Source organism: Sorangium sp. So ce394 (assembly GCF_051474665.1).
Taxonomy (GTDB): domain Bacteria; phylum Myxococcota_A; class Polyangia; order Polyangiales; family Polyangiaceae; genus Sorangium; species Sorangium cellulosum_D.
In genome coordinates, this window is the sequence record NZ_CP150339.1 from 8,970,709 (window position 1) to 8,984,725 (window position 14,017).

The 14,017-nt window shown below is 72.6% G+C and carries 8 protein-coding genes; 5 read left to right on the top strand and 3 right to left on the bottom strand.

All coding sequences use genetic code 11. The features are described 5' to 3' along the window. Positions 1–10: 10 nt before the first annotated feature. A complete protein-coding gene (locus WMF33_RS32865) occupies positions 11–355 on the bottom strand; it encodes a hypothetical protein (protein ID WP_437332334.1) in 345 nt (114 codons plus the stop codon). A gap of 147 nt (positions 356–502) precedes the next feature. Between WMF33_RS32865 and WMF33_RS32870 the strand changes: the two genes are divergently transcribed. After that, on the top strand, positions 503–2,305 hold the full coding sequence (locus tag WMF33_RS32870) for a monovalent cation:proton antiporter-2 (CPA2) family protein (RefSeq protein WP_437332335.1): 1,803 nt from the start codon (positions 503–505) through the stop codon (positions 2,303–2,305). Positions 2,306–2,475: 170 nt separating this feature from the next. On the opposite strand, the gene WMF33_RS32875 is transcribed toward WMF33_RS32870, so the two are convergent. Beyond that, positions 2,476–5,427 carry a sigma 54-interacting transcriptional regulator gene (locus tag WMF33_RS32875; protein ID WP_437332336.1) on the bottom strand — a complete coding sequence of 984 codons (2,952 nt, stop codon included), beginning with the start codon at positions 5,425–5,427 and terminating at the stop codon, positions 2,476–2,478. A gap of 523 nt (positions 5,428–5,950) precedes the next feature. Here WMF33_RS32875 and WMF33_RS32880 point away from each other — a divergent pair. The 4 genes from WMF33_RS32880 (at position 5,951) to WMF33_RS32895 (ending at position 12,281) form a co-directional block, all read left to right on the top strand. Beyond that, positions 5,951–6,340: a hypothetical protein gene (locus WMF33_RS32880; RefSeq protein ID WP_061626275.1), complete on the top strand. Its 390-nt coding sequence runs from the start codon at positions 5,951–5,953 to the stop codon at positions 6,338–6,340. A 48-nt stretch (positions 6,341–6,388) separates the two neighbouring features. Next, positions 6,389–7,222, top strand: a complete 834-nt coding sequence (locus tag WMF33_RS32885) for a PspA/IM30 family protein (protein WP_061626274.1) — start codon at positions 6,389–6,391, stop codon at positions 7,220–7,222. Positions 7,223–7,235: 13 nt separating this feature from the next. After that, on the top strand, positions 7,236–10,055 hold the full coding sequence (locus WMF33_RS32890; RefSeq protein WP_437332337.1) for a cation-translocating P-type ATPase: 2,820 nt from the start codon (positions 7,236–7,238) through the stop codon (positions 10,053–10,055). A 261-nt stretch (positions 10,056–10,316) separates the two neighbouring features. Next, a complete protein-coding gene (locus tag WMF33_RS32895) occupies positions 10,317–12,281 on the top strand; it encodes a hypothetical protein (RefSeq protein WP_437332338.1) in 1,965 nt (654 codons plus the stop codon). Positions 12,282–12,416: 135 nt separating this feature from the next. On the opposite strand, the gene WMF33_RS32900 is transcribed toward WMF33_RS32895, so the two are convergent. After that, the gene (locus tag WMF33_RS32900; RefSeq protein ID WP_437332339.1) at positions 12,417–13,742 is read right to left on the bottom strand and encodes a PAS domain-containing protein; all 1,326 of its coding nucleotides are present in this window, start codon (positions 13,740–13,742) and stop codon (positions 12,417–12,419) included. Positions 13,743–14,017 lie beyond the last annotated feature (275 nt).

Below are 14,017 nucleotides of genomic sequence, written 5' to 3' on the forward strand. Positions count from 1 at the left end.
ATCGTGCTTATCACGGGGCCGCGCCGGCCCGTACCGCCGAGGCGCGCCGCACGAGGATCTCCGGCCGCGGCTGGCCCGGCGGCGTCGGCACCTCGGGGCTCGCCGGCGGTCCCTTGTCGGGGGCGTGCGGGGCGGGCGGGACCTCGTGCGGCACCTCACGCTCCGGCCGCGGCGGCTCGGGGTGATGCGGCACCTCTCGCCCCGGCTCGGTCGGGGGGAGGATCTCCGGCCCGGGTCTCCCTGGCTCCGCAGGCGGCCCGGGCACCGGCTGGAACGGGACCTCGGGGGTGATCGCGGTCGTCGCGGCCGCACCGCCGGGCCCGCCGGCGCTGCGGATCTCGTCGCGCGTCGTCATCCACGGAGGGTAGGGCCGCGGCGCCCCGCCCGCATCGGGGGCTCCCTGCTTTGCGCTAGGCGCGCCGCCTCGTCCGGCGCAACCTCCCGCGCGCTCCGGACGCGGAGCCGCGCTCCGGACGCGGAGCCCAAGGAGACCCAACTACGCATGAGCCTGCTCTCTCACGCCGCCGTCTTTCTCGGCGCCGCCGTGGTCGCCGTGCCGCTGTTCAAGCGGCTCGGCCTCGGCGCCGTGCTCGGCTACCTCGTCGCAGGCGCGCTCATCGGCCCCTGGGGCCTGCGGATCGTCACCGACGTCGAGAACATCCTCCACTTCTCGGAGCTCGGCGTGGTGCTGCTCCTCTTCCTCATCGGCCTCGAGCTCCAGCCGTCGCGGCTCTGGGTGCTGCGGCGCGCGGTGTTCGGGCTCGGCGGCGCGCAGGTCGCCGTCACGGGCGCGCTCATCGCGCTCATCGGCGTCGCGCTCGGCCACCGCGCCGACACGGCGGCCATCGCCGGCCTCGGGCTCTCGCTCTCGTCCACGGCGTTCGTGCTGCAGATCCTGGCCGAGAAGGGCCAGATGCAGGCGCAGCACGGCCGCTCCGCGTTCGCGATCCTGCTGTTCCAGGACCTCGCCGTCATCCCGCTGCTCGCGCTGCTCCCCCTGCTCGGCCCGGGGGGCGGGTCCCCGGCCGAGGGGAGCGCCCTCGCATCGTCGTTCAAGGCGGTGGCCGTGCTGCTCGCCGTGGTCGCCGGCGGCCGCTACCTCGTGCGCCCCGTCTTCCGGGCGATCGCCGCCGCCCACGCCCACGAGATCTTCACCGCCGCGGCCCTGCTCGTCGTGCTCGGCACGGCGCTCCTCATGGTGCAGGTCGGCCTGTCGATGTCGCTCGGCGCCTTCATGGCGGGCGTGCTGCTCGCCGACTCGGAGTACCGCCACGAGCTCGAGGCCGACATCGAGCCGTTCAAGGGGCTGCTGATGGGGCTGTTCTTCATCGCCGTCGGCATGTCGGCGAACATCGGCCTGCTCATCGAGCGGCCGCTGCTCGTCCTCGGGCTCGTCTTCGGCATGATGGCGCTCAAGGCCGCCGTCCTGTTCGTCCTCGGCAGGGCGAGCGGGCACGCCGTGGGCTCCGCGCGCGACCTCGCGCTCGCGCTCCCGCAGGGGGGCGAGTTCGCCTTCGTCCTCTTCGGGCTGGCCGCGGGGCAGGGCATCATGGACAGGCTCCTCGCCGACCTCCTCGTCGTCGTGGTCACCCTGTCCATGGCGCTCACGCCGCTCGTCATCGCGCTCGGCGACCTGCTCCTCCAGCGATGGCGGCGTGCCGGCCCAGCGCGGGAGTTCGACGCGATCGAGGACGGCGACCCCCAGGTCATCATCGCCGGATACGGCCGCTTCGGCCAGATCGTCTCCCGCGTCCTCCGCACGAGGAAGATCCCCTTCACCGCGCTCGACGCGAGCGCCACGCAGGTCGACTTCGTCCGCAAGTACGGCAACAAGATCTATTACGGCGACGCCTCCCGGCTCGACCTGCTCCGCGCCGCGCGCGCCGACAAGGCGAAGATCTTCGTGCTGGCGATCGACGACGTCGCGTCCTCGGTGAAGACGGCAGAGATCGTGAAGCGGCACTTCCCGGAGCTCAAGATCTACGCGCGCGCCCGCAACCGCCAGCACGCGTACCAGCTCATGGATATCGGGGTGGAGCTGCTCGAGCGGGAGACGTTCCGGTCGTCGCTCGAGGTGGCGGCGCGCGTGCTGGAGGGCCTCGGGATGCGCGCGCCGGACGCCCAGGCGATCGTCGAGCGGTTCAGGGCCCACGACGAACGGGTGCTCCTCCGCGGGCACGCGGTCCACAACGACGAGGCCAAGCTCATCGAGGCCGCGAGGCAGGCCGCGCAGGAGCTGGAGGGGCTGTTCGAGACCGACGAGAGCGCGCCGTCCGGCAGGGACGAAAAAGCCGCTGCCGTGTGACTGCGGTGCACGCAGCAGTCGGCAGGGCCTCCCCGCGGCCTGAGCCTCATGGCCCGCGAACAAGTTCGTCAGTCTAACTAAGTAGGATCCTGCGCCTCGTGCGACGCACGCGGCAGCCGGCAGGGCGGCTCACCCCGAGCGCCGGCCGACCGCGCGCCGCGCCGCGGCGCTCACTCCTGTTCCTGCTTCGCGCCGATGCCGTGGCGGCGAAGGTAAGCCCGCACGTGCGCCCGCTCCATGCCCGCGCGCCGCGCCATCTCGCTGACGTTGCCCTTCGCCTCCTCGGACAGGGCGGCGAAATAGTCGCGCTCGAACCGCGCGAGCACGTCGCGCTTCGCCTCCTGGAACTGGCGGCCCTTCAGCGAGGCGAACGAGCCGTTGAACGCGCCGCCGCCGCCGCCGGCGGCCGGGTGGATCGAGGGCGACGAGTTGCCGTGCACCGGCGTCTCGGTGAGCGCGCCGAGGTGCGCCGCGATGTCGATCTCCTCGCCCTCGCCCGCGAGCGCGAACGCGACGGCGACCGCGTTCCTGAGCTCGCGGACGTTGCCCGGCCAGTCGTGCCGCATCAGCCGCTCGAGCGTGCTGTTCGAGACGCGCTCATAGGCGGTCTCGTCGCCGAGATCCTTCAGCATCCGGCGGACGAGCACCGGGATGTCCTCCACGCGCTGCCGGAGCGCCGGCAGCTCGATCTTGATCTGCGCGACGCGGAAATAGAGGTCGCTCCGGAAGTTGCCGCCGTTGACCGCGCGCACGAGGTCGCGGCGCGTCGCCGCGAGCACCCGCACGTCGACCTCGCGGTAGCTCGACCCGCCGACGCTCTTGATGCGGCGCTCGGCGAGCGCGCGGAGGAGCTTCGGCTGCACCTCGAGCGGCAGCTCGCCGAGCTCGTCGAGGAAGATCGTGCCGCCGTCCGCCTCGATGAACGGCGAGAGGCGCTTGTCGACCGCCCCGGTGAACGCGCCGCGCTCGTGGCCGAAGAGCGTCGCCTCGGCGAGCGTCGGCGGGATCGAGCCGCAGTCGACGACCACGAACGGCTTCTTCGAGCGGGCGCTCGCCTGGTGCAGCGCCTGGGCGACGAGCTCCTTGCCCGTCCCGGTCTCGCCCGTGATGAGCACCGTGAGATCGGTCGGCGCCATCTTGGAGAGGCGCTCGAAGATGGCGCGCATCCCGGGGCTGCTCGCCACGAGCGGGCCGAACTGCGGGATGGCCGACACCGTGATGCGCTCGGGGCGCAGCGGCTCGAACTGGATCTCGGTCTCGCCGAGCCGCAGCTTCGTGCTCGTGAGCAGGTAGATGTCGCCGACCCGCACGCCGCCGACGAACGTCCCGTTCCTGCTGTCGAGGTCGCGCACGCGGACGCCCTGCTCGGTGGCGACGAACTCGGCGTGCACCGCGCTCACCTTGGCGTCGTCGAGGACCAGCTGGCAGGCCGCGTTGCGGCCCACGATGACGGGATCGGTGCCGATCTCCAGCCATCCGCCGCCGCGAGCGGCCGACGACTTCGTCGGGCGGATGCGCCCGCCGCGCACCTCGACCCTGTTCTTCGTGCCTACCGTGGCGTCGAGCAACTCAATGCCTCTCTGTCTTGCGGCGCGAAGGTGGGCCCTCCGGCCGGGGAATCTCTGCGGCCCCCGTCCTGCTCGGCGGCGCAGGCGGCACCGCGCCGGACCTGCTCGGCGGCGGCACCGCGCCAGACCTGCTCGGCGGCGCAGGCGGCACCGCGCCAGACCTGCTCGGCGGCGCAGGCGGCACCGCGCCAGACCTGCTCGGCGGCGCCGGCGGCACCGCGCCGGACCTGCTCGGCGGCGCAGGCGGCACCGCGCCGACCTGCTCGGCGGCGCAGGCGGCACCGCGCCGGACCTGCTCGGCGGCGCCGGCGGCACCGCGCCGGACCTGCTCGGCGGCGCCGGCGGCACCGCGCCGGACCTGCTCGGCGCCGCCGGGGGCACCGCGCCGGATCTGCTCGGCGGCGGCGGGGGCACCGCGCCGGATCTGCTCGGCGGCGGCGGGGGCACCGAGCCCCCGGTCCTGCTCGGCGGCGGCGGCATCGAGCCCCCGGTCCTGCTCGGCGGCGGCGGCATCGAGCCCCCGGTCCTGCTCGGCGGCGGCGGCATCGAGCTCGGGCCGACATCGGCGAAGCCGCCGTTCTCGGTCATCGTCGGGGGGCCGTCGACGACCGTGGGGTTGTCCTCCAGGAACGCCTCGGGCAGCTCCGAGGGGTACCGGCTCCGCTGCGAGCGGCGCACCGCGCGCGTGATGTTCGCGGGCTGGATGGCGCGCCAGCTCGCGAGCGCCTCGGCCGCGGTGCTGAAGCGACCCTCGCGCCGGCGATCGAGCGCCCGCTCGAGGAAGCGCTCGATGCCCACCGGCCACTTCTCGCCGGTCGCCTCGGCGAGCGACGGCGCCGGGCGGTCGAGCTTCATCGCGACGAGCACCGCGGCCGTCGCGCCCTCGAAGGGCAGCCGCCCGGACAGGGCGCGGAAGGCCACCGCGCCGACCGCGTAGATGTCCGCCCGCTCGTCGGCCCGCGCCGCGCCGCGCACCTGCTCCGGCGCCATGTACGCGAACGAGCCCAGCGTCGCGTCGAAGGCGGTGAGCGTCGGCTCCTCCTTCTCGCGCCGGGTGAGCTTGGAGATGCCGAAGTCGAGGATCTTCGCGCGCTCGCGCCGATCGGGCAGGCCGAGGTGCTCGAGGTAGATGTTGCCGGGCTTGAGGTCGCGGTGGATGACGCCGGCGGCGTGCGCCGCCACGAGCCCCTGGAGGACGTCGTCGATGATCGGGCCGACCTCGCTGAAGGGCAGGTACTGCTCGCGCTTCAGCCGGTCCGCGAGCGACTCGCCGTCGAGCTGCTCGAACACGAGCAGGTGCGCGCCGTCCTCGGTCTCGCCGACCTCGAGCAGCTGGCAGACGTACGGGCTCTTGATCGCCGAGGCGATCTTGGCCTCGCGGTCGAAGCGCCGCACGAGGTCGGGCTTCATCGCGGCGCGCGCGAGCAGGACCTTGATGGCGACCTGCTGCATGTCCGATTCCCGTGTCGCCGCCCAGACTTCGCCCATGCCCCCCCGCCCGAGCAAGCGGGTGACTCGGTAGCCAGCAACAACGTCGCCCGGGTGGATCGCCACGTAACCTGGATCGGGACCGTACCACCGCGAACCCGAAACAGGTGAGAAAAAAGCGAGCGTCCAGGTAAACCCCGTGATTCCCGGAGCGAGCGGAACCGATCACGTCAGGCGCGCGAAGCGGCGGCGCGGATCGCGGCGGCGCAGCGGCTCGCGGCGGCGCGGATCGCGGCGGCGCAGCGGCTCGCGGCGGCGCGGATCGCGGCGGCGCAGCGGCTCGCGGCGGCTCGCGGAGCGAAGCGGCAGCGGCGACCGCGCGGCGCGGGTGCCCGCACGCGGCACGGCACGGCACGGCACGGCACGGCGCGGCTGCGCGCGGAGCGAGCACGAAACGGACGAGGCGCCGCGCCGGCGGGCGCGCCCAAGGAAGCCGGCGCCCGGCGCACGTCGGTTCGGAGGACCACGGCCGCGCGGGGCGCGCTCGGCGGGCGCGGCCCGAGCCCGCGCCGCAGCGCGGAATCCCGGGAGAACCCGAGCGGCGGCGGCACTAGCCCGATGCGCCATGATTCTGTAGGCTCGCCGCGCCATGCCGCGCACAGCCGAGGACGTCGAAACCTATCTCCTGCAGCTCGATCGCCGGTTCGAGAACGATGCCGGTACCTACCTCGTCTCGGGGGGCGCAGGCGCGCCGCCGATCGCGATCCGCATCGATCCACCCATCGTGGCGGTGCGCGTCTCGATCGGCCCCGTGCCCGCCGACGACGCCCACCAGACCAAGCTCTTCCGCCGCCTGCTCGAGTACAACGCGACCGACCTGATGCATGCTTCGTACGGGATCGAGGCCGGCACCATCGTCCTGTCGGCGGCGCTGGAGCTCGAGAACCTCGACATGAACGAGCTCGAGGCGATCCTGAGCGACATCGATCTCGCGCTCGCCCGCCACGTCCCCGTGCTGCACGATCTCGCGCTGAGCTGACCTGCCGCGCCTTTCGACCCTGCGCTACCCGAGAGTTGGAGCTGATCTATGGGAATTTTCGCGCGCCTTGCGACCCTCATCAAGTCGAACCTGAACGACCTCATCAGCCGCTCGGAGGACCCCGAGAAGATGCTGAACCAGGTCGTCATCGACATGGCAAACCAGCTGATCGAGGCGAAGAAGCAGGTCGCCGTCTCGATCGCCGACGAGAAGCGGCTGGCGAAGCAGGCCGAGCAAGAGGCGGCCAACGCCGCGGAGTGGGAGCGCCGGGCGATGCTCGCCATCAAGGCGGGCGACGACGCGCTGGCCAAGGAGGCGCTGAACCGCAAGAAGGAGCACGACCAGCTCGCCGCGACCTACAAGGACCAGTGGCAGAAGCAGAAGCAGGCGGTCGACCAGCTGAAGACGGCCCTGCGCCTCCTCAACAACAAGATCGAGGAGGCGAAGCGCAAGAAGAACGTGCTCATCGCCCGGAAGAAGCGGGCCGAGGCGCAGAAGGCGATCCAGGAGACCATGAGCGGTCTCAACAACGCCTCCGCCTTCGAGACGTTCGACCGGATGTCGAACAAAATCGACCAGATCGAGGCCGAGGCGGAGGCCGCCGGGGAGATCGCCGAGCAGTACACGGGCGACACGCTGGCGCACCGGTTCGGGCAGCTCGAGGCGACGGCGGGCGCGGACGAGGAGCTGCTCGCGCTCAAGCGGAAGATGGGCGTGCTCCCGCCCGAGCCGCCGCCCGCGGCCACGCCGCCGCAGGTGCGCGTGGCCGGCGCGGGCGGCGCGCCGACCGGCATGCCCCAGGCCGAGCAGGACGAGCTCGCGGCGGCCATCGCGGAGCTCGAGGCCGAAGAACAACGTGAACAAGCCAGGATGAAGCGCTAGAGCACGCCCGCCCATGAGCCAAGCCGCTACGGCGCTCCGCCGTCCCGAATCGAACGCCGCCCCCGCCGCTCCCGTCCCCGTACACGCCGAAGAGGTCGGCGCCTTCCTCGAGCGCGTCGGCGTCAGCTCGTCCGGCGGCCTCTCCGAGGCCGAAGCGCAGAAGCGCCTCGCGGAGCACGGGAAGAACCTCCTGCCCGAGACGAAGAAGAAGAGCGCGCTCGTCCGCATCCTCGAGCAGTTCGCGAACCCGCTCGTCCTCACGCTGCTCGCCGCGGCGACGATCGCCGTGGTCGTCGGCTTCACGGCCGAGAAGCACGAGAGCTTCCTCCACAGGTTCGGCGACGCGATCGCCATCCTGCTCATCGTCATCCTGAACGCGTTCCTCGGCTACTACCAGGAGCGGCGCGCGGAGGCGGCCCTCGAGGCGCTCCAGAAGCTCAGCGCGCCGAACGCGCGCGTGCGCCGCGGCGGCAAGACCGTGGTCATCGCGGCCGAGGACGTCGCGCCCGGCGACATCCTCGAGCTCGAGGCGGGCGACGCGGTCCCGGCCGACGCGCGGCTCGTGCAGACGATCAGCCTCGCGACCGAGGAGGCGGCGCTGACGGGCGAGAGCGCGGCCGCGGTCAAGGACGCCCTCGCCCCGGTCGCGCGCGACGCGCCGCTCGGCGACCGCGTGACGATGATCTTCACCGGCACGAGCGTCGTGCGCGGCAAGGGGCGCGCGGTCGTGACCGCGACCGGCGTGAACACCGAGCTCGGCCGCATCGGCGAGATGATCCGCTCGGTCGGCGAGCAGAAGACGCCCCTCGAGGAGCGCCTCGATCGCTTCGGCGCGATCATCCTGCGGGTGTGCCTGGCGCTCTCCGCGGTGCTGCTCGGCTGGGGGTTCATCCGGGGCGGGCGGCCGTGGCACGAGCTCCTGCTCGAGGGCGTGAGCCTCGCCGTGGCCGCCATCCCCGAGGGGCTGCCCGCGATCACGACGATCACGCTCGCGCTCGGGATGCAGCGCATGGCGAAGCGCGGGGCGATCGTGCGCAAGCTGCCCGCGGTCGAGACGCTCGGCGCCGCGACGATCATCGCGTCGGACAAGACGGGCACGCTCACCCAGAACGAGATGACCGTGCGCAACGTGTACGCGGGCGGCCACCGCTACACCGTGTCCGGCGAGGGGTACAACCCGGTCGGCGCGGTGCGCGACGAGGCCGGCGCGGAGGTCGTCGACCTGTCGGCGCCCCTCAGCTACCTGCTCGCGACCGTCGCGCTCTGCAACAACGCGTCGCTGAACGAGGACCAGGCGACGGGCCGCTGGAACATCGTCGGCGACCCGACCGAGGGGGCGCTGCTCACGCTGGCCGCGAAGGGCGGCCAGTCGCGCGAGTCGGTGGCGCCGTCGCACGCGTTCGTGCACGAGCTGCCCTTCGACAGCGATCGCAAGCGGATGACGGTGATCACGCGGGACGAGCGCGGCCGCGAGATCGCGCACGTGAAGGGGAGCGTCGACGTGCTCCTGCCGCTCTGCGTGAAGTTCGCGGACGACAAGGGGGTGCGGGCGCTGACCGAGGACGACCGGCGCGCGATCACCGCCGAGGCCGATCGCATGAGCGAGGCCGCGCTGCGCGTGCTCGCGATCTGCCGCCGCGTGCGGGTCAGCCACGACGCGGACGACATCGAGCGCGAGCTCACGTTCCTCGGCCTGGTCGGGATGATGGACCCGCCGCGGCAGGGGGTGAAGGAGGCGGTGGCCGAGTGCCGCCGCGCCGGCATCCGCGCCGTCATGATCACGGGCGACCACCGGCTCACCGCGACCGCGATCGCCAAGGAGATCGGGCTCTGGGACGAGGGCGACGAGGCGCTCAGCGGCGCGGAGCTCGCGGCGATGGGCGACGAGGAGCTCGCACGGCGGATCATGCACCTGCGCGTCTTCGCGCGGACGACGGCGGAGCAGAAGCTCCGGCTCGTGCGGGCGTTCAAGGCGCACGGCCACATCGTGGCGATGACCGGCGACGGCGTGAACGACGCGCCCGCGCTCCGCGAGGCGCACATCGGCGTGGCGATGGGGCGCGGCGGCACGGACGTGGCGCGGCAGGCGGCGGACCTCGTGCTCGCGGACGACAACTTCGCGACCATCGTCGAGGCGGTGCGCGAGGGGCGCGCCATCTACCGCAACATCCAGAAGTTCATCTTCTTCCTCCTCTCGTCGAACATGGGCCTGCTCGTGGCCGTGTTCGTGGTCTCGTTCTTCGGCAAGTGGCCTCCGCTGACGCCGCTCATGATCCTCTGGATCAACCTCGTGACGAACGGCCTGCCGGCGCTCGCGCTCGGCATCGATCCGCCGGATCCGCAGCTCATGTCCGAGGCGCCGCGGCCGCGCGACGAGGGCCTGCTCGTCAAGCGCGACTACCTCGGCATCCTCTACGTCGGCGCGTTCATGGGGCTCGCGGCCGTGGCGCTCTACGCCACGTCGGAGCAGACCGAGGAGGCGCTGCTCCGCACGCGCGCCGTCGCCTTCTCGCTGCTCGCGCTGTCGCCGCTCTTCCACGCCTGGAGCTGCCGCAGCCCGGTGATCTCGATCTTCGCGTCGAAGCCGCTCGTCAGCCTCCCGCTCCTCGTGGCGGTGGCGGCCAGCGCGGCGATCCACCTGATCGCGCTGCTCGTGCCCGCGCTGCGCCCGGTCTTCCGCACGTACGCGATGTCGTCGCACGAGTGGATGGTCCTGCTCGTCCTCTCGGCGCTCATCGTGCCGGCCGTCGAGATCGCGAAGCTCGTGTACCGCCGGATCCGGCCGGTCGACGCCGGCCCCGCCCGCCTCCCCGCCTCCGCCGACCCGCGCTGATCCCCTGACATGGGCCGGCGCCGCCGGCCCCTCGCCCGCCGCGGCGAGGTCGCCACCCCGCCGCGCAGCGGTCGCCACCCCGCCGCGCAGCGGTCGCCACCCCGCCGCGCCGAGGTCGCCGCCGGGGCGCTGTTTTCGCGCGACGGCGGAGCGGCCTCGGGCGCCGCGGCGGCCGCGGGCCCCCCGCGCGCTGAGCGATCCGGAAACAAAGTGCTCGTGGTAAGAACAAGCGGGCGCGGAGAGGCGTCCAAACCCGAGCTTATGAGACGTAGAACACCTTCCCTCCGTGCGCCGGGGGCGCCTGCCCTCGGTTCTCGACTCGCCGCGCTCGCGCCGGCCGCGCTGGTCGCCCTGGCAGCCGCGGCGCCCTCCCCCGCCCTCGCCGCCGGCGCGCCGATCGCGGCGCCGCTCGTCGAGTCGAAGTGGCTCAAGCTCGATGGAGTCCCGAAGGAGTGGCCGGTGGCGCTCACCTCCCTCGGCGTCAAGGTGAAGGGCAAGCCGAGCAAGGCCGACCTCGCCGCGCAGGTGGCCATCGCCTACGACGACGCGCGGGTCTACGTGGCGGCCGACGTGACCGATGACGCGCTGCGCGGCGGCGCGGACCACGTGAAGCTCGTCCTCGGCTTCCCGGGCGGGAAGGTCCAGGAGGTCGCGCTCTACCCGGGACAGCCGGGCAAGAGCCGGGGCATCGTGAAGCTGCCGGGCGGCAAGGAGGCGGCGGGGGCGAAGGTGATCGAGGCGCCCCGGGCCGGCGGGTACACGCTCGAGGCGAGCGTCCCCTGGTCGGCGTTCCCCGAGGCGGCGACGACCCGGGTCGGGCTGCGGGCGGGGCTCTTCGTCCACGACGCCGACGGCGCCGGCGGGGTCGACGCGATCGTCGGCAGCGCCGCCTCGGAGGCGTACGCGTCGCTGTCGCCGCTCGCGACCGAGCCCGAGCTCGCGGTCATCGACGGCCTGCTGAGGAGCAAGGGCATCCGCAGCGCCCCGAAGTACGACCTCGTCGCCGACGTCGCCGGCGACGCGATGCGGGAGCGGGTGACCGTGTACGAGCGGTACCTGGTCGTCCTCGGCCCCGGGTTCCGGAAGGGCGCGCAGTACTACTTCGAGGACCTCGGGGTCGACGCCAGCGAGGGGATGGTCCCGTCGCTCACGGCGCGCGACCTGACGGGCGACGGCCAGGCCGAGCTCATCCTGAGGAAGCGCACGGGCACCGGCGCCAAGTACCGCGAGGTGATGCACGTGCTGCAGTTCGGCGCCGGCGACACGCCGAAGCCGATCTTCCAGCACGAGATCGCGATCTCGACGGACAAGGGCTCGGTCGTCAACGACGTCGAGTTCGTGCCCGACGGCGCGAAGATGGCGATCCGCATCGAGCCGGGCAAGGCGACCCGGTACGACGCGAGCAACTACGCGGAGGGGGTGGAGCAGACGTACGACCCGCTGCTCTTGCCGTGGGGATCGATCAAGTCGCAGCTCTACAAGCTGAACGGCGGGGTGTTCACGAAGGCGAGCGAGCAGCGGCAGGCGCCGGCCGCGGCCGCGCGCCCTGCGGCGGCGCGGGCCGAGGAGCCGCGGGTCGCGGCGAAGCCGGCCGGGCTGTCGCCGGCCGAGATGCTCGACAAGGTGTACGCGCTCTACCGGCGCGACCGCGCGGCGTCGTCGAGCAAGCCGCGGTTCGACCTCGGCGCCGACGTGGCCGGGGGTCGCGAGCCCGAGCGGGTGCTCCTGCACGACCGCGACCTCGTGGTGTTCGGCAAGGGCTTCCGGGGCGGCGCGGGGTACGCGTTCATGACGCTGGCGCAGTTCGCCGCGCCGGGCGACATCCGCTCGGTGCGCGCGCTCGATCTCACCGGCGACGGCAAGGCGGAGATCATCGTCCACGGCACCGTCCGCGCGGCGGCGCCCAAGGAGGCGGGCGCCGCGACCGTGGACCGCGACGTGGTGCTCATCTTCCGGCTGGAGGGCGAGGGCATCCAGCGGGTCTTCGCGGCCGAGGTCGGGCGCAGCATCGGCGACAAGAAGATCGTCGGCGAGCTCAAGTTCGTGCGCGCGGACGACAAGGTGGGGATCGAGCTCGCCCCCGGGCGGGCCGTCGAGTGGACGGAGCAGACGTATCCGTTCAACCAGGACAAGGGCCCCGTCGGCGGCTTCGAGCCGCTGCTCCTGCCGTGGGGGGGAGCGCAGCCGGCGCGGTACGTCTGGAATGGGTCGGCCTTCGCCAAGTAGGCGGGCAGAGGGCCTCGCGGGGTCGCATGCCCCCATCGCCTTTCGGGGTGTGCGCGCGCCGCACCGGCTGCGGAGGATAACTGCCGCGGTGGATGCGACGTGCGCATCCGCCTCGGCGGTTCATCTCTCGATCGATCAGCGGGATCGGCGCTCGAGTCGCCGATCGAAGGGGTCGCCTCCGCTCGACGGCTCGCGGGCTTGCCCGCTCACGCGCCCGGAGCCGCGCGCGAGGGCGTACGCGATGCCCGAATCGAGCGTGGACCGCACCAGGATCCCGCCCAGATCCGCCCCGAGCTCCACGAGCGCCCGCGAGATCGCGGGCTGGATCCCCGTCACGAGCACCTGCGCGCCGAGCAGGTTCACCGCCCGCGCCGTCCGCACCAGCGCGCTGGCGACCTGGGTGTCGATGGTCGGCACGCCTGTAACGTCGAGGATCACCATGGAGGCCTGGTGGGCGACGATGCCTTCCAGCAGGGTCTCGAGCACCTGCTGCGCCCGGGGCGCGTCGATGTTGCCGACGAGCGGCATCACCACCACGCCGCGCGCGATCGGCAGCAGCGGCGTGGAGAGGGCGCGCAGCCTGGCCTCCTGCAGGCGGATGATCTCGTCCTGGAGCCGCTGAGCCTCGGCCTCGGCCGCTCGGCTCTCGGTGACCTCCACGGAGATGCCGCACACCGCATACAGCCTCCCTCGTGAATCGAGCAGCGGGAACCTCGTGGTCACGAAGTAATGGGTGCGGCCCTCGAGCAGGAGCTGCTCCTCCATGACGAGCGGCGCCTCCGTCGCGATGACCTGCCGCTCCGACTGCTCGAGGCGCTCGGCGAGCTCCGAGGGCACGACGTCGCGAGCGGCGCGCCCGAGCACCGCCTCGCGGGAGAGGCCCATGAGCCGCTCGAAGTGCCTGTTGACGAGCGCGTAGCGGCCGTCCAGATCCTTGACGTAGACGGCGCTGGGCGCGTGCTCGACGATTGCGGTGACAAATGCCGCGCCGTCCTGGTACGCCTTCTCGGCGCGCATCCTGTCCGTCACGTCGAGGTTGATCCCGATCACGTAGCGCGCGTCGCCCACGTCGGCCCGTGACATCCTGGTCTCGGTCCAGACGGTGCGGTCCTCGGCGCGCTCCAGGCCGGCGTCGGCCGTGTCGTACGGGGTCGGCGCCATGATCACGCATTCGCCGCTCCGGATCACCCGATCGAAATGGGCAGTGTATCCGCCCGCCACGGCCACCGGATCCTCGTACATATTGTGCTTGCCGACCATCGCTTCCTTCGACGGCACGGCCAGCATCTCGCGGTTCCGGCGGTTGATGTCCGCCAGGACGCCGTCGGCGCGGTAGAGAGCCGACGGGACGGGCAGATGCTCGAAGACGCCCTGGTACAGGGCCGCCTGCGCCTCCGCGGCCTGGGCGCGCAGCTCCAGCGCCTTGATCTCACGGCGGAGCCGCTCCAGCTCAGCCTGCATTCCGTCGATATCCACGCGCCCCCCGGGTCATCGTGCCTGCACCGTCAGCTCGCGAATGGCCGTCGCGCTCACGACAATTATATTTGATGATATGCCGGACCCTTACATGGTCTGCCCAGCATTGCCAAGCCCATTCGATCCAGAGCTCGGCTGTCGCGGCTAGTGTGTGGCGGCGCTCACGCCTGCGTGGACCTGTGCTCTGACGCACGCGAGGTAATCCGCGTTCAGCCAATGTGGGCACGGCGAAGCCTCGCCCGCGCCTGGCGGGCGGGGCC